The sequence below is a fragment of the Bacillus sp. RK1064 genome, from assembly GCF_051488405.1.
Lineage (GTDB): Bacteria > Bacillota > Bacilli > Bacillales > Bacillaceae > Bacillus.
Genome location: NZ_JBPSCZ010000001.1, coordinates 1,699,708 through 1,720,216 on the forward strand (window position 1 = coordinate 1,699,708; position 20,509 = coordinate 1,720,216).

The window sequence follows — 20,509 nt, forward strand, 5'->3', positions numbered from 1 at the left end:
AATGAAGGAAGGGTTCAAAAATGAAAAACACATCTCATCAGCTATTGATTATTCTTTTAGCTGTCGGTTCATTTGTCACAGGCACTTCAGAATTCGTCGTGTCTGGCATTCTAGATATAATTGCAGTTGATTTACACATCTCCATTCCTGCTGCCGGGCAGCTTATCACCGTTTACTCTCTATTTTATGCAGTAGGCGCTCTCTTTTTAGTCATGGCAACATCGAAATTGAACCGAAAAAAGGTTCTGTTATCGGCTATTTTTGTGTTTATTTTAGGCAATGTGGTCGCCTTTTTTAGCCATCACTTTGTGCTGCTCCTGCTATCTCGAGTCATCATGGCCATGAGCGGCGGCTTATATATTGTGGTCGCCACGAATTATGCAGCGCAGATCGCCCCTCCAGAAAAAAAAGGAAGCGCGATGGCGACGGTCATTACTGGTTTTACCGTTTCACTCGTACTTGGTGTTCCTATTGGCACATTTCTATCAGGTCATGTGGATTGGCACTATATTTTTCTCATCATTGCGCTAGGTACTGCTTGTCTCTTGGTCCTGCTTTATCAATTACTGCCACGAATGGAGGGACATTCACATCTGCCATTGAAGCAGCAATTACACATCCTTCAAGACCGCAGGGTGATCAGCGGCTTAGCCACGACCGTCTTTTGGATCTTAGGCTACACAATGGTATTCGCTTATATCTCTCCTTTATTACGACAGACCGCAGGCTTTTCTCTTGAAATGACAAGTATTTCCTTACTTATATTAGGAATTGCTGCTTTTATAGGCTCACGCTTTGGCGGCTTCGCCGTTGATCAATGGGGGCCAAACCGAACCATCTCGATCAGCATCATGATCCAGATGTTCGCTCTCTTTGCCTTATTTTTTACGCAATTCTCTACAATTAGTGTCTTGATCACACTAGCCATATGGGGCATCGCTACATGGACGACAACTCCAGCGAAGCAGTTTTACCTCATCTCTCTAAAACCCCAAGCATCAGAAACCGTGCTGAGTTTTAATACAGCGATTATGAATATCGGCATGATGCTCGGATCGTCAATCGGCGGTGTGATTATACAATATACAAATGTCACGAACTTAAGCTGGATTGGCGGTTTAGCCAGTTTTGTTGCATTCATGTTGATTCGGTACTCGTTCCATCGTAATCGACTGGTCCATCAACAGACAAAAAGCGAACATGGATAACCATGTTCGCTCTCTTATTTATCGACTAGCTTTTGATGCCGGGACATTCCCTTTTTGTGCTTTTTTAATTAGACGCACATGCTTCATCTCACTCACACCTCCTACACCTGTTAGAGCAAGCTTTCTCTCAAACGGTTTCAACAAACGGAAATTTCTTTTACTTAGCATATGTCGGACAAAAACAGAAAAAGTGAAGAATCGAGTCGAAAGAACAAGTTGAATATTTGATATAATGGAAGAAATATCTACAAAAAGGAGTATGTCGATTGTTTCGATTCGAAGAACCAACGTGTGCTAGCTGTCAGAAAAAGATAGAAGGAAACGAAGAAGTGTACGTCAAGCTGATCTATCCAAAGAGAAGAGGAATGACAGAGGTAAAGGCTTGGCTGAGGAATGAAGGGGTTTTTTATTGTAAGGCATGTACAGAACAAAAGACATCGCATGGAGGATAACCAAATGAACAAAATCACCTTTCCACAATCATTTCCAACAATACATACCGAAAGACTGATCTTAAAACAAGCAACAATGGAAGATGCTGAGGATATGCACATCTATTTATCCAATGAAACCGTCTGCCGCTACATGGGCATTGATGCTCATGAAACCATCGAGGACACAAAAGGAGAAATCAAGTGGTATGACAATATCTTCAAAGAACAAACAGGCATCCGGTGGGGCATTTCTTTAAAAGATGATCCTGCGATCATCGGCAGCTGTGGATTTCTTAACTTGGAAAAACAGCACTGCCGCACGGAAATCGGCTATGAATTACATCACGATCATTGGAGAAAAGGGATTATGAGTGAAGCGATCGCTGCGGTGTTACGATATGGATTTCAGGAGATGAACCTGAATCGGATTGAAGCCATCATTGATCCAGCAAATACGTCTTCAGTTCAATTATTGGAGAACTTTGATTTTGTACGAGAGGGTTTATTGAGAGAGTATGATCTTGGTCAACATGGGTTTGATGATGTGTTTATGTATTCGATTTTGAAGAGGGATTTTGAAACAAAATAGAATTCATTAAGTCTTGCATATTCATTTGATCATACTATATAAAGTCATAACGGACCAAGGAAAAACAAATACTTTTTTCATTCAAAATCACAACCCGAATATGCTCCGTCACATTTACGAGCTAAACCCATATATTGAAAACTTGTCTAGCAAATTGAACATTCAGCACCCTTTCTCCCTCGGAAAGATTCGGAGAAGAAAGGTGTGCTAAAGTGCTATTACAACGAAATTTTATATATAAAAAGTGTCTATAGAATGATAAAACCCTAAAGTAACAAATGTCTCCAATACTGAATGGCATGTAACCTATATAAGTAAATAATCGAGAAATAAACCAGTAGCAAAACATACACGTTCATATCAATCAGAAATATAAAGTAGTTCTTGTCATCGGTTCGAGGAGTGTGATTCAACAGCTTGGAGAATCACTAGAGTCAAGAAAAAGGGCGTCATTGGGAGATTTCAAGAACTATTTTGTAACTTCAAGTGATTTTGAACTACTTCCTTAATTCACTAAATATTTTTTTATATGAGGAGAAAATAGAGTATACAATTATTTTTCTTTTCAACCAAGCTGTAAACTGTGTTTTTATTGAATAATTTGGAATATCTAATTTAACCTCGTTATCTTTGATTATTTTTGAAGTTATATCATTATTTAATAAAAGGTTTTCATAATCTTCTCCGCCGTAATACGAGCATGCAACTAAATTCTTATATTCCATTGGGTATTCTTCTTTAATTAATTTTCTATAAATAGATTTTGCTTTCAATTTATTTTTCGTTATTTTTCTATTAATTAATAAACCACCTATAATATAAGATATTGTAAATGCAGTTATTCCTAAACTTATCATTGAAGTCAACTGACTCGAAACTTCTTTCAACAAAAAGTGATTAATCACATCTACTAGATCAGGATTATCCAAAATAATGTTTTTTAATGTATCCGAGATGTCAGTCTCTTTTTTTACAGTTTCAATAGTTAATAAATATTTTCCGGATTTGATATAACTAGAAAAATAGAACAACAAAATTGGACTTAACAGTGCAGCTGAAATTGTTGTAAATGAACTAATTAATACTGTCTTTCCATTTAATTTCCTTAAAATATGAACTGGAAAAGCATATGTTAACGCAGAATACAGTATCACTGTAGTAAATAAGTAAGTCAAAAATCCAACGAAATAAGGTAAAGAATTAATTATTGGATGCAAAAAGAAAAAGTAGATGAAAGCATTAATAATTGGTATCAAAACATATGTAGCTGTTGTATATTTATAAACTAAACCTGCTATTATACCCCCATAACCAATAATTAATACAAAACTGATGCTGATGATAGTGAATAAATTCACAATTTCTGATTTACCTAAAAAATGTTCAAGTAAACTTCGTATTGCTATGATGTTAACTAATGAAATAAAAAATGTCCCCACCGCTGCATCACGGAATAAATTAAAGATATACTGTCTCTTCTCTAAATCAATATATTTATTATCATCTGTAATATAATAATATTTTAATTGATTTAACTTTTTCAGCTCAACAAAGAGAGTATTGATGTTTCTAGTAATGGGTTTTCTATTCACCCAAATTAGCCATAAACTAATTAATACAACATAAATACTAGACAACAAATACAATTTTTTTGACAATAAAAAAATTAGTATACACAAATAAATAAAAAGAATTAATGTATTGAATGAATTTCCAGCTCTACTTTCTCTTTTCATATAAATTCCTCCTACTAATACTAATTAAAATATAAAGCAAAAAGTAAATACTTCTCCATTTATTTTATCGACTACTCTTTTTTATGTTCAAGAAAGATTTCTTAGTGTAAATCGCATCCGCTTCCCGTACGATTTCAAGTTCTTCTTCAGAAATTCCACCCAGTACGCGGATACTTAGTCCTGAACCACGACTAAAAGGTCAGTTCTAAAATCGCAACACAGCACAAAAAGTCAAGTTTCCTAAAGAGCATTTCCGCTATACTAAACTCGTAAGGCAAGGAGGTGCTCGATTGTCCTATCAAGAACATGAAAAAACGATTCAAGAAACTTTAAATTATATTGAACAACACCTGAAAGATGATTTGCCGCTTCAAACTCTAGCGAAACACGCTGGTTATTCTAGGTTTCACTTTCACCGTGTGTTCAAAAAAGTGATTAAGAAGTCAGTTGTTGATTATATACGGGAACGACGGATGACCCAAGCGGCGAAGGATTTAATTCATACGGACCAACGGGCGATTGATATCGCATTGCAGTATCGATTTAGTTCACAGGAATCCTTCACTAGAGCCTTTAAGAAGATATATGACATGTCACCCGCACGTTATCGGAAATTATTAAGGAATGTCATTGATGAGGAGGAAACAAATATGGCTGCAAATAAAAACACACCTACTGGCTGGATTATGACGGGGGACACCCCATCTGACTATGAAACAGGTTTGGATGACAGAATTGTACACAGTGGTACTTACTCCGCTTATCTGAAATCAAAAGATGAAAAAGCTCGAGGTTTCGCGACATTGATGCAGCAAATTAAGTCTGAGCGTTACCGAGGGGAACGCCTTCAATTTTCTGCTTTTGTCAAAAGCGAAGATGTGAAAGGCTCAGCTGGTTTATGGATGAGAATGGACCATTCTTCAGGTGAAGTTCTTGCGTTTGACAATATGATGAACCGTCCAATTACAGGAACAAACGGATGGAATCATTTTAGTGTAGTACTAGATGTTCCAGTAAAAAGTGAAGTCATTGCGTTTGGCATTTTACTACAAGGTCCAGGTCAAATTTGGATGGACGAACTTAGTTTTAAAACTGTAGATGAAAGTGTGCCAGTGACAGAACAAAATACTGTGGATGATTTAGAGGATGAACCAGTCAATTTAAATTTTGAGGGCTATAGCAGACTGAAGTTAGGAGGAAATTGATTGCCATGAAAAAGATTGGTGCAATTTTATTGTACGCTGTTAATTCACTCACCTTTATTTGGGGCCTTGGATTTTTATTTGGTGAAGATAAAGAGGATACCACATTAAATCAGAAGTAAAATCACATAAAGAAAAAACCCTACCGAAATTCTGGTAGGGTTTTTTGGTGGGGGAGTGTATATTTCAAAATGGTTTTATCTTTTTTTCAAAAGGTTAAACCCTTATCCATCAACGTTCCAAGCACAAATGTAGTAATAAAGTCCTACTCCCACTCAATCGTAGCAGGCGGCTTACTCGTAATATCATACACCACGCGGTTAATATGCTTCACTTCATTCACGATACGAGTTGAGATCTTTTCAAGCACATCCCAAGGGATTCTTGCCCAGTCACTCGTCATCCCATCAATCGAAGTAACAGCACGGATACCGATTGTGTAGTCGTATGTTCTTGCGTCACCCATGACGCCTACGCTGCGGATGTCTGGGAGAACCGTGAAGTATTGCCAGATGTCGCGCTCAAGGCCGAAGTTGGCAATTTCTTCGCGTAGAATCGCATCCGATTCACGGACGATTTCTAGTTTTTCTTCAGAAATTTCACCTAGTACACGGATACCTAGTCCTGGACCTGGGAATGGCTGTCTCCAGACGATGTCGTCAGGAATGCCCAGCTCTGAACCTAGGGCACGGACTTCATCCTTGAATAGTGTATTCAAAGGCTCAATCAATTCGAACTGCATGTCTTCTGGAAGACCGCCTACGTTGTGGTGAGATTTGATTGTTTGTGCCGTTGCTGTTCCGCTCTCAATAATGTCTGTATAAAGTGTTCCTTGTGCTAAGTAGTCGATTCCTTTTAGCTTGTCCGATTCATCATCGAATACATAGATGAATTCGTTACCGATGATTTTACGTTTTTGCTCAGGATCAGACACACCTTTTAGCTTGTTTAAGAAACGATCTTTCGCATCTACTTTAATCACGTTCATGTTGAAACCTTCGCTAAATGTCTTCATAACCCCTTCTGCTTCGCCTTTGCGAAGAAGACCATGGTCAACGAAAATACATGTCAGCTGATCGCCGATGGCTTTGTGGATCAATACCGCTACAACAGATGAATCTACACCGCCGCTTAGTGCGCACAATACTTGTTTGTCGCCTACTGTTTCACGGATTTTCTGCATTTCGATTTCAATGAAGTTCTCCATTGACCATTTGCCATCGCAGTCACACACGCCGAAGACAAAGTTTTTCAATAGATCATTTCCGTACTCAGAGTGACGAACCTCTGGGTGGAACTGAACGCCATAGAAATTCTTCTCAGCTAAGCTCATCGCTGAGTTTGGACAATGTGGACTTGTTGCATCAACTGTAAAGCCTTCTGGTACTTCAACAACGAGGTCACCATGGCTCATCCAAACGACTTGATCAGTCGGAAGGTCTTTGAATAAAGCAGGTGTTCCGTTAATGTGGATATCTGCTTTTCCATATTCACGCTGGCTTGCTGCTTCTACTTTCCCGCCTAAATAGTGAGTCATGAGCTGCATGCCGTAGCAAATGCCTAGAACCGGAATGTCTAGATCAAAAATCTTTTCATCACAGCGGAAAGATCCTTCATCATAAACACTGTTCGGTCCGCCTGAAAGGATGATTCCTTTAGGCGCCATTTCTTTAATTTCTTCAGCAGTTAAAGTGTGCGGATGAAGCTCACTGTACACACCAAATTCACGAATACGGCGTGTGATCAGCTGATTGTACTGACTGCCGAAATCTAGAACCAAAATCATTTCATTTACTAAATTTGTCATGGTGTCACCTCTATGTCCAATATAGTTTTTTATAAACGCACAGAAAAAATGAGAGGAGAAAACCTGCTCTCAGTGTGAATCACGCTTTTGAAGCGCCCAGACTCACATCCGAACGCTTCAATTTCATGTATTTTAGAAGGTTTTAATATTCACCTATTCTAACAACAGGAAGGTACGGGGTCAAGACTATCTCCTGTTTATTAAATTTTCCCATAACTTTGCCGATTGCCGCCAAAGCGCCGACGCATCCTCTCGTCGATAGAGTGCCCGCTCATAGAGCTGCGTCAGTTCTGACATGCGATGATCTCCATCCTTGTCATCGATCAAAGAAGCGAATTCTCTTAGCGTCATGCCTGGGCTTTTCTCAATCCCCCTGCGCTTCAGCTGCTTTAATAGAGCCGCATACGCATAGAAGAATGCTTCCTCCTCTGGCAGACGTTTCACCTTTCTCACAATAAAGAATGGCAGCCACCTTGCTCTTAATCGATAAAGCAGCCAGCTCATCAATCCAAGAAGGACCATAGCTCCTGCCGCATAACCCAAGATTGAACCAACATGCACCATACTTGGCTTTGCTTGTGCTGTTTGTTTCTTTGGTTCTGCCGGCTGATCTGTCTCCTGCTGCTGCGGCTGTTCTGCCGGCTGATCTTCGCGTGCATCAGAGCTAGGCTGATCTTCTTCCTTTTGATCATCCGTTTGATCGCTTGAAACGGCTTCATTCGTAAATGTCTGTGGGTTCGTAAATCCTTTTGTCGGTTCGAAGGTGACCCAGCCTCTGTTTGGAAAATACACCTCTACCCATGAATGCGCATTGTTATTGGTCACTTCATACACATTGTTTCCATCCATCTGTGTTTCATATAACTGACCTGCCGTATATCCTTTCACCCATCTCGCCGGAATCCCGATCGAACGAAGCATCACTATCATAGAGGATGAAAAATTATCACAGTAGCCGATCATCGTATCAAATAAAAATTGGTCTACATAATCTTCATTACGACCAGGCACAGCGACATTTTGCGTTTCATATGAAAACTTCGCAGATCCTAAATAATCCTCGATCGCTTTGGCTTTATCATACATATTATCCTTCGTTTCCGTTAAGCTGTTTGCCAGCGTCTTCACACGCTCTGGCAATGAGGAAGGAAGCTGCAAGTATTCACGGCCAACCTCCTGATTTACCTGCTTCTTTGTTGGCACTTTAATCCTCTGCAAATCCTCAAGGATAAATGTAGGAGATAAGAAGGTGACTTGGTAGTTCCCTAAATTTTTCGGCGGATTTTGACTGGATGGGACAATTTTTTCCGTTTTCCCCATCATTTGCAGCGGAATATTTTCCATTGGCATCAGTGTGATCGTCCCAATTGGATAGACGGCATGATTAAATCGATAGTCAGATTCCATATCGACTCTCGTTTCGTGCACCTCTGTTTTTACACGCTCGGTAAACCACCGATTCGGCACATCGTCGTCCTTTAGCCGAGTAGGCTTTGTATCATTTGAGGCATCCTCCCAGCCCTTTCCTGTGTAGATGCTTTTTGTTTCGACCCGAAAGTAAGATGGCTTCTTTCCGCTCCATTTAAAGACCGGTGTGCGATCCTCACTAAACGGTCCGCCAAGCGATGAATCATCTGAACTATATCCCACCTTATTCTGCCCGGCTGCGTTATCTTGATTCGTCACCGCCTTAAAAAACGGGACAGGATCAGGCCATTTCGGATCAGACTTTGGCAAAGAAGCGCCGAGTGCCGCTGATAGGAGGACAAGCGCCAGCATGGGCAAAAACCACTTTAGACGCGCCTTCTGTGACACCCGAATGCCTTCAGCCGAACGCAGTCGATCGAAATACAGCAACCCAAGCAAACAAAAGCCAAACACCATAATGCGAACGATTGCAAAGGTCGCATCATATGGCGTAAATGTATCAAGAATCGTGACATACACAATCGTCATGAGTAAAAAGAAAAAGATACGCTGCTGATAGACCACCCAATAATGAAGCAAGTAGACAAGCAGCCATAGCAAAATATAAAACAATAATGTGCGGAAGGACGGGTACATGTCACTCCACATGCCTGTGCTCATGATGGTGATATTATCTTTGATATCAGCAAATAATGCAGCCGGATAGCTTGGCTCTGCTTGATAAAAGATCAAATATAAGGCGAGCAAGATCATGCCAGTACAAATAGGAAACGTCACATACCACTTCAAACGAAAGAATGTAAACAAACACGTAAGCCCTATAAAAATGATGAAATAAGACGTATGACTCGTCTCTGTAAAGTCTTGAAGCGGACGAAGCCACTCCCAAAGCAGCAGAAATGCTATAGCATAATAGATGAACAACTCAAAACGGCTTTGCCGCTGATGCGTATCCAGCATAAATGTTTGTCACCTCACAGTTCTTTCGTGCAGCCGGTCTTCAAATAAAAGGGTCGTGCGTATTCCAGATGCCTTGAGCCGGTCTACAAGCTGTTTTTCTTTTGTCGTGAAGCGATCCAAAGCTCTCTTCACTAAAAGAACAGTGATGTTCTTTCTGTTTCGATTTCCAAAGAGGCTCGCAGCAAGCTCTTCTTGCAGCTGACCCGTGACGACATATTTTCCAGAGTGCTGGTACTCACTCGCTGCTAACGCCTTATATTCTTGTGCGCGAGAAGGTTGATGCTGCACCCTTGTTAAATAATAGAGCATGTCCTGTAAATGAATTTCTCCTTGATCCACTCGAAAGGCATGCTGATTTCCTAGAGGTACAAGACCTGAAGGCACCCCTTTTTTCACTGCCGATTGTAGTACAGACGCTGCAATAGACACGACGGTCTCAAAAACCGCTTCATCTGTAAAATCAGCAAACACGACAAGATCCTTTGTTTGATTCTGTTCAAATTCCTTCGTCATCAGCTGACCCCTTCTAGCCGTCGTCTTCCAGTCCACCCAAGCAAAACGGTCTCCTTGCTGGTATTCCCGTACGCCTGTTGTCACATGGGTCGGTTCATTTAACCACGAGTGAACCGCTTTGCCTCCATTTTCATTCACTGACTCAGCAGACTCCACCTGAAGATCGAGCATTTTGGGATAGACAAGCAGCTTTTTTTCTAACGGAATGATCACTTCTTTCTCCACAAAACCAAACATATCGCCCGTTTTGATTCGAACCGCTGACAAATGATGTTCCCCGCGCTTGACATCATTCAATTGATAGGAAAAACGCCACGTTTTCCGAAACCAAGGAAACAGCATTTGCTTCATTTCAATTTGTTCCTGTAAATGAAAGGTGTCCGGCGGATCATCCTCAATCAAGACGTAAACGTATGGAAATGGATTTGTCCGCTTGATTTCAAGGTCAACGGACAGCACGTCTCCCGCCTTCAATCGGGTTTGCTGTAATGTCCTTTTGACTGTCGCTCGCAGCGGAACGAGCGCAAACAGCAAAGCATACAAAGTATATGGTAAAAATGCATAAAAAAGGAACCAACTCACAAACCCTCCCTGAAACATGGCATAACAAAAGACTGCCGCAGTGAGGATGATGAGCATCATTACCCGTAACCATAATAAAACAGCCAAACGATGACGTGACTTCATTGAGTCATCGACTTTTGAACTGGCACGCCAATTTGCTCAAGCATTTGTCGCAGCAGTGTCTCCGCCTTCTTCCCTTCATACGTCGCTTCTGATGTCAAAATCATTCGATGCGGCAATGTATATGGCGCCAAATACTGTATATCATCAGGAATCACATAATCTCGCTGATTCAAAAGTGCATACGCCTGAGCCGCTTTCATGAGGGCGATCGATCCCCTTGGACTCACACCTAAATAAACAGATGGATGCTGACGCGTCGCTTGAGCAATTTCCACAATATATTCTTTAATGGATGCATCCACATGAATGGTCTGAACAGCTTGCTGCAACGCATGAATATGTTCCTTTGTCATGACAGCTTGAAGTGTATCAATCGGGGACTGCTTTTCCTGCAAGTTGAGCACCTCCAGCTCCTCCAGCATGGTCGGATATCCCATCTGCAGCTTGAATAAAAACCGGTCCATTTGCGCTTCTGGCAGCGGATAGGTCCCTTCATATTCCACTGGATTCTGCGTCGCCATGACGAAAAAAGGATCCGCAAGCGGCATTGTTTCTCCGTCCACTGTGACACTGCCTTCCTCCATCGCTTCGAGCAATGCCGACTGTGTTTTAGGAGAGGTCCGGTTGATCTCATCAGCCAAAATAATCTGCCCCATAATCGGTCCTTGCCTAAATTCAAATTCATTTGTCTTTTTATTATAAATCGACACACCTGTTACATCTGAAGGCAAAAGGTCAGGAGTGAATTGGATTCGCTTAAACTCACAGCCAATGGATTTTGCCAAAGCACGAACCATCATCGTCTTCCCAACACCAGGCACATCCTCTAGTAGCACATGCCCCTTCGCCAAAATCGCAACAAGGCTTAATATCGCAATGTCTTTTTTCCCAACCATGACTTTATTGATGTTATCTACGATTTTTTGTAAATCTGAATGCATCGGTTCATCAAATGCCATCCTGATCCTCCTATCACGTTTCCGTTAAATTTCATATAGTCTAACTTTACCATACAACGCGCATTTGCATAAAACATCAGCATGTAGAAAAAAAGAAGCCTTCTCACGATGGAAAAGACTTCTTCTCTTCTTTTGTCTCACCTGCTGGCTCCATATGAACATGAGAGTGTAAAATATCATGTTCCTTCTTCATTCTACGTTCGATCTCATCTGCAATATCATGGCTTTCTGCAATGTTCAAGTGCGGCTCGACCTCCACTACTACATCCACATGGACCGTACTTCCGAGATACCGTGCCTTAATATCTTTCAAATCGCCCACTCCAGGTGTTGCTTCAATGGTCTCTTTATATTTGGACATATCTTTTATATGAAAACCGTCCGTTAACGAATGAGAGGCATCTCTGAAAATCTCCCACGCCGTTTTACAAATAATGAGGCCAATGACAAACGCTGCAAGCGTATCAATCCATGCCAGCTGAAATTGAGAGGCGATAATCCCTACAAATGTTCCAATACTCACATACGCATCTGATTTATTATCAGCTGCTGCTGCATGAAGAGCCTGGCTATTGATCCGTTTGGACAGATTGCGGTTGTAAATATACACGCCGTACATCACCACAGCACTTCCTGCTGCCGTCCAAGCTGCGATCATATCGGGCGTTTGATGCTCAGATGAGAAGAGCGACCGGCCCGCACTCAGCAGAACCTGAAGTCCAACAAGCATCATAATAAAGGACGCCACAAGAGACGCAATATTCTCTGCTCGAAAATGACCGTATGGATGATCTTCATCAGGCGGCTTTTGAGAAATACGCAGCCCAATCAACACAGCAAGGGATGCAATAATATCCGTCGTATTATTCAATCCATCTGCCGAAAGAGCCTCTGAATGAAACACATACCCAATTAGAAGTTTCACCGCTGATAAAATCACATAGGCAATGATGCTGACCCAAGCACCTGTTTCACCTTGTCTTAATTCGTTATAGCGCTCCATGTCGAACCGCGCCTCCTCACACATCACTTTTCTATTATTTATCTTACAAAGCAAAGCCCATGTGGGTCTACAGCAACATGATTCGCTTGTGTCAGCAAAATAGGATACATAGAAATGTGTTGACCTAAGTAAACTTATTTTTATAAGGTCAATTGACCTCAAGACCTACTCCCATCAACCTTTTTCCAATTCACTCTGTGATGATCATATGGGCAATATCACTCTTACCGAAAAATTATCAGAATAATTTTATTTTGAGACACAACTTCTCTTCATCCGATCTTATGCTATTTTTAAGAATGAACTGAGGAAAAAGAGGGAACATAATCTCTCAAATCCTTTATACTTTTTAACATCATGTTAAGAGGTTTGAAATGTCAGTTTGATAACCTGTCCAATGCTGAATGACAATTCAGTATGATAAAATTTAAAATATTCTAAAAACAATTTCTCTATGAAGAGAAATGTTTGGAGGTAAAGACATGTCCAACATGACAAACGGTCTTCAAAAAAATCTGAAAACAAGACATATTTCAATGATCTCCATTGCTGGGGTTATTGGCGCAGGGCTATTTGTTGGTAGCGGCGCTGTCATTCATTCTGCAGGGCCTGGAGCCATTCTTTCCTATTCTTTTGCCGGACTTCTGGTGATCTTTATTATGAGAATGCTTGGAGAAATGGCATGCGCCTATCCGACAAGCGGTTCCTTCTCACAATATGCGAGTGATGCCATCGGTCCTTGGGCCGGGTTTACAATCGGCTGGCTTTACTGGTTCTTCTGGGTCATCGTCATCGCCATCGAAGCCATTGCCGGTGCTGCCATTATTCAGTATTGGTATGGAGATGCACCTGTTTGGCTCACAAGTCTTATCCTCACTATCCTCTTAACATTAACGAATATCTTTTCTGTTAAATCTTTTGGCGAATTTGAATACTGGTTCTCATTAATAAAAGTCGTCAGCATTATTCTCTTTCTACTCATCGGTTTTGCATTTATCTTTGGTTTTGGCGGTCATCATACTGCAGGTCTTGCCAATTTAACGGGGAACGGCGGTTTCCTTCCAAATGGATTCAGCTCTGTTTTACTCGGAATTGTCGTCGTCATCTTTTCCTTCATGGGAACCGAGATTGTGGCAATAGCGGCCGGAGAATCAGCAGACCCAGTCAAGTCTGTGACAACAGCTACCCGCTCTGTTGTATGGCGTATCATCGTGTTCTATGTCGGATCCATCGCTGTCGTTGTGACCTTGCTTCCATGGAATTCAGCGAGTATTTTAACAAGCCCGTTCGTTGCGGTATTAGAATACATCGGCGTCCCATCAGCAGCTCAAGTCATGAACGTCATTGTTTTAACAGCCGTTCTATCTTGCTTAAACTCCGGTTTGTACACAACGTCCAGAATGCTTTATTCATTAGCGGAAAGAGGCGAAGCACCGAAACGCTTTATGAAAATCAGCAAACGTGGTGTTCCTGTAGCGGCTACAGTCGCAGGCACCTTCTTTTCCTACATTGCCGTCATGATGAACTACTTTTATCCTGAAACCATCTTTTTGTTCTTAGTCAATGCATCCGGCGCCATTGCCCTTCTTGTCTACTTGGTCATTGCTGTTTCACAATTAAGAATGCGCCGTAAAATCGAAAAAGAAAATCCAGAGCAGCTCAAAATCAAAATGTGGCTGTTCCCATATCTCACGTACTTTACCATTTTGGTCATTTGCGCCATCTTGGCATCGATGCTGTTTATCGAATCAATGAGACCACAGCTCATTTTGACAAGTATCATTACCTTCGGTGTGCTTGCCGCTTATTTCGTCTTTAAACCGAATAAAAAAGTGCCTGCAAATGCAGCGCTTGAAAATAAACATCCGTAATGCTCCCGCTGAAAAGCGGGTTTTTTTATTTTATTCACCTATTTTCATGTCCGCACTTATACTGTATCAAATTGGATTTTAAGTGAGGATTAGACAACATGAACCTAGAAAAATTTGTTGACGAGCTGCCAATCCCAGAAGTCGCGGAGCCCGTCAAAAAGAACCCAAGACAAACGTATTATGAAATCGCTATGGAGGAGGTATTTCTAAAAGTTCATAGAGACCTGCCCCCAACCAAGCTATGGACCTATAATGGCAGTTTGCCTGGTCCCACCATTCAAGCGAATCGAAATGAAAAAGTCAAAGTGAAATGGATGAACAAATTGCCGTTGAAGCATTTCCTGCCGGTCGATCACACCATTCATGCCGGCCATCATGATGAACCAGAAGTCAAAACGGTCGTTCATCTGCATGGCGGCGTCACACCAGCAAGCAGTGACGGCTATCCAGAGGCTTGGTTTTCACGAGACTTTGAAGCAACCGGCCCCTTCTTTGAACGAGAGGTATACGTATACCCAAATCATCAGCAAGCCTGCACATTGTGGTATCACGATCATGCGATGGCATTGACACGATTAAATGTGTACGCCGGCTTAGCTGGGTTTTATTTGATCTCTGATGCGTTTGAAAAGTCCTTAGAGCTGCCGAAAGATGACTATGACATTCCTTTAATGATCATGGACCGTACGTTTCAGGAGGATGGCTCACTGTTTTATCCTAGCAGACCAAACGACACGCCAGAAGACAGTGACCTACCAGACCCATCCATCGTGCCCTTTTTTTGTGGAGAAACGATTTTAGTCAATGGAAAAGTATGGCCTTATTTAGAAGTAGAGCCGCGAAAATACCGCTTTCGTATCTTAAATGCGTCCAATACTAGAACTTATGAGCTGCATCTAGATAACGACGCCACAATCTTGCAAATTGGTTCCGATGGGGGCTTTTTGCCAAGACCTGTTCGCCATCAATCCTTTAGCATCGCACCTGCTGAACGTTTCGATGTCATCATCGACTTTTCAGCTTACGAAAACAAAACGATCACTCTCAAAAATACAGCCGGCTGCGGACAGGATGTGAATCCTGAAACAGATGCAAACATCATGCAATTTAAAGTCACACGGCCGCTAAAAGGGAGAGCACCTAAAACATTACGGCCTATTTTCAAACCGCTTCCACCGCTTCGGCCTAGTCGAGCTGATAAAGAGCGTACGCTCACTCTTACCGGTACACAGGATAAATACGGCCGCCCCATTTTATTGCTGGATAACCAATTTTGGAATGACCCCGTCACGGAAAATCCTCGGCTTGGCAGTGTAGAGGTTTGGTCCATCGTCAATCCAACAAGGGGCACACATCCCATTCATTTACATCTTGTTCAATTTAGGGTGATAGACAGAAGACCATTTGATACAGAGGTCTATCAATCGACAGGGGAAATTGTGTATACAGGACCGAACGAAGCCCCTCCTTTACATGAACAAGGCTACAAGGACACCATTCAAGCGCATGCCGGTGAAGTCATTCGGATCATCGCTCGCTTTGTTCCATACAGCGGCAGGTATGTGTGGCATTGTCATATATTAGAGCACGAGGATTATGACATGATGCGGCCGATGGATATCATCCAATAAAATGAAATTAATCTCCCGTCACATGCTTAAACACATGTATTGAGTAAATCATTGCGAAGGGCTAACAGACAGCGATATATTAGCCCTTTATTTCCTTTTCATTGAATTACTCTAAAATAAAACAAAGCATGACTTGAAATGGCATTTATTTGTACATTCAATACTTAAAAAGTTGACGCAGCAAACCGATAATACTACTATATACCCATTGCATCTGTCAAAAGGCACATAAGCCACAATGAACGAACAAATGGAAAATTGCGATAAAAAACGGAGGAGTTCAATTTGAATGAAGAAAAAGAGACTTGCCAGGTCACACAAGAAACAGCGGCAGGTAACATAGAGAAGCTTTCAATTCAGGAAAACGAGAGCATTTGGTCAAATATTGAACAGCTAACAATTGAACTCGGTGAACAAAAAGAATTCAACCACTTCATTTTAGATGAAAAACAAAAGGCCATCAGCACATTATCTGCCCTCATTACAAAAGGCGATTGTGATGAAGAATTAAAGACTCATTTTGAACAAGCATTACATATCGGACTTTCTGTCATAGAGATCATGGAGATTATTAAGCACTGTACAAAAGTTGCTGGATTCCCTCACTCCATTAATGCCCTGTTTATCTTTCAAAACTTACTAGACAATAACACCAAATAAATCAGTGAAAACGAGAAGCCTTGTGTCCTCTCGTTTTTTATGTACACTCATATTACTCTCTTTCTTTTCCTCTGTCACATAAGCAAAATACGAAAATACCACACGTTTCTCTGCTTAAAAATTGCTTTCCCTTCCATGAATTCCTCAATTTCACCATCATTTCAAGCGGCAAAATAAAAAAACGTCCAGTTATATCAAATAACTGAACGTACCCTTATCGATTGACAGTGAAATTGTTAACAATTCCGCCATCCTTCTCCCAAGCGGCTTCCACTGTTTTCTTCTTGATATTGTATTCAAATATCGTTCTTACCTTTGCTTTTCGTCCGGTGTCATCCTTTAATTCCTTTGCGTTTTTAGCAACACCTAAGAAATAAACAGAAGATCCGTCCGTAGAAAATTGCGGCTGTGCGGCACTTAAAATATGCATATCCTCACTGTTCTTAACGAGTGTTGTCGTTTTTCCGGTTTCTACATCAAGCATCTTAATAGAGGATACTTCTTTTTCGTTTCGCACCTTCACTTCTGTATAAATCAATGTCTTATGATCTGGTGAAAATGAAATATCATTGATCGTTTGCGAGATACGTGTAATACGCTTCCCCTTCGCACCTGTTTGAAGGGTGATCTTCATGGTCGTTGGTTCAGGGTCTCTTCCCTTTTCATTCGCTTCATCGGTTTTCTTGTAATCTTCTTTTAAGGAATAATGCTGGATTGCCAGAAGGTTTGACGCCGGATCATAAGCAAAAGAACTCACCGTATCATCCTTGCTTTTTTCTGGATATAACACCTTCATTTTTTGTGTATTCAAATCATAAGAAGCGACATAAAATTGTTCGCCAGAATCCTTGTTATACCTGAGATATAACTGTTTCCCGTCTCCAGACAGCCTCATACTGTCGATGGAATCATCACTCGTAAATAGCGTTTTTTCTTCATCTGTTTTCACATTCAGTTCTCGAATACTCACTTTTTGTGTGTCTTCATCCGTATACGTGTAATATAAAAGCTGTTTCGTAGAATCATAAGCAATCGAAGGATATGCTGTCAGTTTCTCCGTATGAAGCGCCCGGTCATGCAGGTAATACGTATTGTTTAACTGTTGATCTGTAAATGAAACGAGTAATTCGTCTTTTGCATCTTGATTCGTTTTCACTTTTCCTGCATGTTTCGCCTCTTGCGCCGGCTTCATCATGAAGAAAATGACTGCCGCAATCACTGCGACTCCGATGACCGTGATGATCCACCATGTTGATTTTTTCATTGCCTTTCAGACCCTCTCTACAAGAAAAGAAGCCAGAAAATAAACTTTTCCCGCTTCTTTGCATGACTATGTATTAATAAGTGTAATGCCCTTTTACGACACCTTTACTTGTTTTATACCCTAGTGCTTTGAATGCTTTTGGACTGACGTCTAATACAGCGTTTGGCATTCTGCCTACATCATATTTATATACTGTAATCACTTTATGTGGTTTCGCTTTTGTTGTCACTCTAAGTTTTGTACCTTTTTTCGGTACGTCAAATCCCATTTTAGTTGCTGCATCCCAATGACCGAGTTTTTTTCCATCTGCGCCCTTTTTACCGACACCATTATACCAAGTAATATTGCCGCTTACTTTTTTTGCACTTGCTCCATGTGAGAAACTAAACGCCAAAAATAAACTAGCTACTGTTACGATTGTCGCGATAAGCTTTTTATTCATTAAAAAATCCTCCGTATTTGGTTTCTGCACTTATTATACATGAAGATGCCCCCAGTTATTTTACAGTCACATTACAATTCGAATACAAGTTGACCACTTTATGACCGATTTTGTTCACAAAAAATACCAAAATCGGCCAGAACAATGTAAGTAGCCCCTCTCTTTCATTTTATATAATAAAAGTGAATCCAATTTAAGGAGGAATTTTTATGAAAAAGTGGTTCATCGTTTTGAGTGTAAGTTTGGCCTTCGTTTTGATGCTATCAAGTATCCCTGCCTCTGCAGCTGGTCCTCGTCACGGCGCGATTGTGACACAAACGGATGAGGCAAAATGGTCAGGTATCTCTGCTGATATTGTGCTGCCGAAAACAGCCACTATTAAAAATGGCTATGCGGACTGGTACCTCGGTCTCGGCTCTGCCGTTGTAGAGAGCGGTATTTCAAAAACGTCTTCTGGCTATAAGGTCTTTCTTGGCAGCGGCTCACAAGGCGGCAGTCAATACTGGAACAGTGAGTACGATAAGAGCATTACGGATGGTGCACGTGTCAACTTAAAGCTCATCAACAATGGTGATGGCACAGTGTCACTATACGTCAATGGGAAATTGCGCTATAAGCAGCCTGTTTTCAACCCTAGTCGTCTGAAAAACCTCGATGTCGTCAAAATGGTTCACGGCGTCCAAGATAATGGAACAAACAGCTACTCACAAGCAAGTTTCTCGAATGTACAGCTTCGTGCGAATACTTCAGGAAGTGTCTATAAAAAATGGGATGGAACAATCAAATCATCGCTTTTACGTAAAAATTTAGAGTCTGGTGCTGCGGCTCCTAAATTCACCGTCATTTCTTCTGTTCCATTAAGTACAAGCCTTTCAGCACAATAAGAAAAAAGCGCCCTATTTTGGGTGCTTTTTATTGTTCACAGCTTATCAACACTTCTCTTTTAATCAAAACAAGGATTCGTGGTAACATAAACATACATACTTCGCAGAAAAAAGGAGAACGAACGTGAGAAAAAGTCTACTTGTTTTCATGAGCCTAGTTGCAAGTCTCTTCATTCTAGCAGCTTGCTCGAATACGACGAAAGAACAAAAAACAGAATCTAAGGCACTTCCAACGATTAATGACCGCATTCAAAATGAAACGAAAGAAGTCATGGAGCAGTCTAAACTCATAAAAGATACTGACATCACCGTTGATCAAAAGAAAAAAGTCATTTCTTTAAACGTGACCGCTTCATCTGATACCAATAGTGATTACGCTGAAGTCATCGGTTTAAACTTTGCCAAGACGCTGGCCATTGGGGCATCAACTGAAAAAGAAAACAACCTGCACAAACCAGAAAATGACAGCCTTGGCGCCCTCTATTCCTTTTACGACCTAAACATCACCGTGAAACAAGAAAACGGCAAAGTACTGGCAAAAGGAAAGAAAAAAACAAATGAAACAAAAATCACGTGGGAAAGAGCCCAGTAATTTATGGTTTTTTACGATGAAAAAAGCTTGTAGAGGACCTCTCTACAAGCCTTTTTTCATGTTTATTCAGTCAAATCGTCTCTCATCGCATCAACTAGTGTGTGAATATCTGAGTGAGTCCTTGATGCTAATAGTACCAACAAATCATCTATACACTCATACAAATGATGTTCCCTCAAAATATACTCCTTATAAAATGGAATGACAAAGAAATAGAGCAAATCAGCAAATTCAAGTGCAACGTTATCTTCATCCTCATCTTCTAACGCCTGTCCAACACTTTCAATCAACCAAATCAAATCTGCTTTCTTTTCAATCGGGACATACATCAGTAAATGAATATCATCCGTATCCTTCGTTTGTAAAATCCGCTTAGCCGCTTCCTTTGACAGCGCCCCAATTTCTGTAGAAGATATATTAACAACCGCTAATTCATCCTCTGATCTCACTTGATTCATTTGCAGCAAGTTTTGGTCCATCTCGACTCACTCCCCATTCTCAGATACCTTTATTATAAGGAATTGATCTGATTTTTTATGGAAATAGTGGATTTTTTTATGTAATTTTAAAGAAAATGTGACATTATAAGCCAAGATATCTCATTTCTCTCAAAACAAAAAAAAGCACTCTTGATCATAA

Annotated in this window: 18 protein-coding genes; 9 read left to right on the plus strand and 9 right to left on the minus strand. The window is 40.9% G+C overall.

All coding sequences use genetic code 11. The annotated features are described in order from the left end of the window. Positions 1 to 20: 20 nt before the first annotated feature. The 3 genes from ACSSTM_RS08810 (at position 21) to ACSSTM_RS08820 (ending at position 2,231) form a co-directional block, all read left to right on the plus strand. The gene (locus ACSSTM_RS08810; RefSeq protein ID WP_309416272.1) at positions 21 to 1,208 is read left to right on the plus strand and encodes an MFS transporter; all 1,188 of its coding nucleotides are present in this window, start codon (positions 21 to 23) and stop codon (positions 1,206 to 1,208) included. Between the two features lie 266 nt (positions 1,209 to 1,474). Beyond that, on the plus strand, positions 1,475 to 1,660 hold the full coding sequence (locus tag ACSSTM_RS08815; protein ID WP_106043793.1) for a Fe3+ hydroxamate ABC transporter substrate-binding protein: 186 nt from the start codon (positions 1,475 to 1,477) through the stop codon (positions 1,658 to 1,660). A gap of 4 nt (positions 1,661 to 1,664) precedes the next feature. Beyond that, complete coding sequence (locus ACSSTM_RS08820) at positions 1,665 to 2,231, plus strand: GNAT family N-acetyltransferase (protein WP_309416270.1); 567 nt, start codon at positions 1,665 to 1,667, stop codon at positions 2,229 to 2,231. 497 nt (positions 2,232 to 2,728) lie between these two features. Here ACSSTM_RS08820 and ACSSTM_RS08825 read toward each other — a convergent pair whose 3' ends face one another. Beyond that, on the minus strand, positions 2,729 to 3,967 hold the full coding sequence (locus ACSSTM_RS08825) for a hypothetical protein (protein WP_034664809.1): 1,239 nt from the start codon (positions 3,965 to 3,967) through the stop codon (positions 2,729 to 2,731). 290 nt (positions 3,968 to 4,257) lie between these two features. Here ACSSTM_RS08825 and ACSSTM_RS08830 point away from each other — a divergent pair, with 290 nt between their 5' ends. After that, on the plus strand, positions 4,258 to 5,172 hold the full coding sequence (locus ACSSTM_RS08830) for an AraC family transcriptional regulator (protein ID WP_309416267.1): 915 nt from the start codon (positions 4,258 to 4,260) through the stop codon (positions 5,170 to 5,172). Positions 5,173 to 5,434: 262 nt separating this feature from the next. Here the strand turns inward: ACSSTM_RS08830 and guaA are convergent, their stop codons facing one another. The 5 genes from guaA to ACSSTM_RS08855 all read right to left on the minus strand — a co-directional run bounded on the left by guaA (position 5,435) and on the right by ACSSTM_RS08855 (position 12,526). Beyond that, the gene (gene guaA, locus ACSSTM_RS08835) at positions 5,435 to 6,976 is read right to left on the minus strand and encodes a glutamine-hydrolyzing GMP synthase (protein WP_095286054.1); all 1,542 of its coding nucleotides are present in this window, start codon (positions 6,974 to 6,976) and stop codon (positions 5,435 to 5,437) included. A gap of 186 nt (positions 6,977 to 7,162) precedes the next feature. Continuing rightward, the gene (locus tag ACSSTM_RS08840; RefSeq protein WP_420735159.1) at positions 7,163 to 9,364 is read right to left on the minus strand and encodes a DUF4129 domain-containing transglutaminase family protein; all 2,202 of its coding nucleotides are present in this window, start codon (positions 9,362 to 9,364) and stop codon (positions 7,163 to 7,165) included. A gap of 9 nt (positions 9,365 to 9,373) precedes the next feature. After that, on the minus strand, positions 9,374 to 10,564 hold the full coding sequence (locus ACSSTM_RS08845; RefSeq protein ID WP_420735158.1) for a DUF58 domain-containing protein: 1,191 nt from the start codon (positions 10,562 to 10,564) through the stop codon (positions 9,374 to 9,376). Continuing rightward, positions 10,561 to 11,523: an AAA family ATPase gene (locus tag ACSSTM_RS08850; RefSeq protein ID WP_095286056.1), complete on the minus strand. Its 963-nt coding sequence runs from the start codon at positions 11,521 to 11,523 to the stop codon at positions 10,561 to 10,563. The genes ACSSTM_RS08845 and ACSSTM_RS08850 overlap by 4 nt, the downstream gene beginning before the upstream one ends. Before the next feature lie 103 nt (positions 11,524 to 11,626). Next, on the minus strand, positions 11,627 to 12,526 hold the full coding sequence (locus tag ACSSTM_RS08855; RefSeq protein ID WP_060595662.1) for a cation diffusion facilitator family transporter: 900 nt from the start codon (positions 12,524 to 12,526) through the stop codon (positions 11,627 to 11,629). 482 nt (positions 12,527 to 13,008) lie between these two features. Between ACSSTM_RS08855 and gabP the strand changes: the two genes are divergently transcribed. From gabP to ACSSTM_RS08870, 3 genes are all read left to right on the plus strand, one after another. After that, positions 13,009 to 14,397 carry a GABA permease gene (gene gabP, locus ACSSTM_RS08860; RefSeq protein WP_034664831.1) on the plus strand — a complete coding sequence of 463 codons (1,389 nt, stop codon included), beginning with the start codon at positions 13,009 to 13,011 and terminating at the stop codon, positions 14,395 to 14,397. A 98-nt stretch (positions 14,398 to 14,495) separates the two neighbouring features. Beyond that, positions 14,496 to 16,028, plus strand: a complete 1,533-nt coding sequence (locus tag ACSSTM_RS08865) for a multicopper oxidase family protein (RefSeq protein WP_400560081.1) — start codon at positions 14,496 to 14,498, stop codon at positions 16,026 to 16,028. A gap of 285 nt (positions 16,029 to 16,313) precedes the next feature. Next, a complete protein-coding gene (locus tag ACSSTM_RS08870) occupies positions 16,314 to 16,688 on the plus strand; it encodes a carboxymuconolactone decarboxylase family protein (protein WP_034664837.1) in 375 nt (124 codons plus the stop codon). 214 nt (positions 16,689 to 16,902) lie between these two features. On the opposite strand, the gene ACSSTM_RS08875 is transcribed toward ACSSTM_RS08870, so the two are convergent. Next, positions 16,903 to 17,952: a hypothetical protein gene (locus tag ACSSTM_RS08875; protein WP_034664845.1), complete on the minus strand. Its 1,050-nt coding sequence runs from the start codon at positions 17,950 to 17,952 to the stop codon at positions 16,903 to 16,905. A gap of 73 nt (positions 17,953 to 18,025) precedes the next feature. Further along, positions 18,026 to 18,394 (minus strand): RlpA-like double-psi beta-barrel domain-containing protein, encoded by a 369-nt coding sequence (locus ACSSTM_RS08880; protein WP_003213878.1) that lies wholly within the window; start codon positions 18,392 to 18,394, stop codon positions 18,026 to 18,028. 209 nt (positions 18,395 to 18,603) lie between these two features. On the opposite strand from ACSSTM_RS08880, the gene ACSSTM_RS08885 reads away from it, so the two are divergent. Next, entirely contained in the window at positions 18,604 to 19,278 is a 675-nt protein-coding gene (locus tag ACSSTM_RS08885; protein ID WP_034664848.1) for a hypothetical protein, read from the plus strand. Positions 19,279 to 19,402: 124 nt separating this feature from the next. Further along, positions 19,403 to 19,870 carry a hypothetical protein gene (locus tag ACSSTM_RS08890; RefSeq protein WP_034664852.1) on the plus strand — a complete coding sequence of 156 codons (468 nt, stop codon included), beginning with the start codon at positions 19,403 to 19,405 and terminating at the stop codon, positions 19,868 to 19,870. A 62-nt stretch (positions 19,871 to 19,932) separates the two neighbouring features. Here ACSSTM_RS08890 and ACSSTM_RS08895 read toward each other — a convergent pair whose 3' ends face one another. Beyond that, a complete protein-coding gene (locus ACSSTM_RS08895; protein WP_106037233.1) occupies positions 19,933 to 20,349 on the minus strand; it encodes a hypothetical protein in 417 nt (138 codons plus the stop codon). Positions 20,350 to 20,509: the final 160 nt, after the last annotated feature.

Excerpts from the sequence above, each read along its gene's own strand:
- ACSSTM_RS08810 (WP_309416272.1), top strand. The coding sequence starts at position 21 with ATGAAAAACACATCTCATCAGCTATTGATTATTCTTTTAGCTGTCGGT.
- ACSSTM_RS08820 (WP_309416270.1), top strand. The coding sequence starts at position 1,665 with ATGAACAAAATCACCTTTCCACAATCATTTCCAACAATACATACCGAA.
- ACSSTM_RS08825 (WP_034664809.1), bottom strand. The coding sequence starts at position 3,967 with ATGAAAAGAGAAAGTAGAGCTGGAAATTCATTCAATACATTAATTCTT.
- guaA (WP_095286054.1), bottom strand. The coding sequence starts at position 6,976 with ATGACAAATTTAGTAAATGAAATGATTTTGGTTCTAGATTTCGGCAGT.
- ACSSTM_RS08840 (WP_420735159.1), bottom strand. The coding sequence starts at position 9,364 with ATGCTGGATACGCATCAGCGGCAAAGCCGTTTTGAGTTGTTCATCTAT.
- ACSSTM_RS08845 (WP_420735158.1), bottom strand. The coding sequence starts at position 10,564 with ATGAAGTCACGTCATCGTTTGGCTGTTTTATTATGGTTACGGGTAATG.
- ACSSTM_RS08850 (WP_095286056.1), bottom strand. The coding sequence starts at position 11,523 with ATGGCATTTGATGAACCGATGCATTCAGATTTACAAAAAATCGTAGAT.
- ACSSTM_RS08855 (WP_060595662.1), bottom strand. The coding sequence starts at position 12,526 with ATGGAGCGCTATAACGAATTAAGACAAGGTGAAACAGGTGCTTGGGTC.
- gabP (WP_034664831.1), top strand. The coding sequence starts at position 13,009 with ATGTCCAACATGACAAACGGTCTTCAAAAAAATCTGAAAACAAGACAT.
- ACSSTM_RS08865 (WP_400560081.1), top strand. The coding sequence starts at position 14,496 with ATGAACCTAGAAAAATTTGTTGACGAGCTGCCAATCCCAGAAGTCGCG.
- ACSSTM_RS08875 (WP_034664845.1), bottom strand. The coding sequence starts at position 17,952 with ATGAAAAAATCAACATGGTGGATCATCACGGTCATCGGAGTCGCAGTG.
- ACSSTM_RS08880 (WP_003213878.1), bottom strand. The coding sequence starts at position 18,394 with ATGAATAAAAAGCTTATCGCGACAATCGTAACAGTAGCTAGTTTATTT.
- ACSSTM_RS08885 (WP_034664848.1), top strand. The coding sequence starts at position 18,604 with ATGAAAAAGTGGTTCATCGTTTTGAGTGTAAGTTTGGCCTTCGTTTTG.
- ACSSTM_RS08895 (WP_106037233.1), bottom strand. The coding sequence starts at position 20,349 with ATGGACCAAAACTTGCTGCAAATGAATCAAGTGAGATCAGAGGATGAA.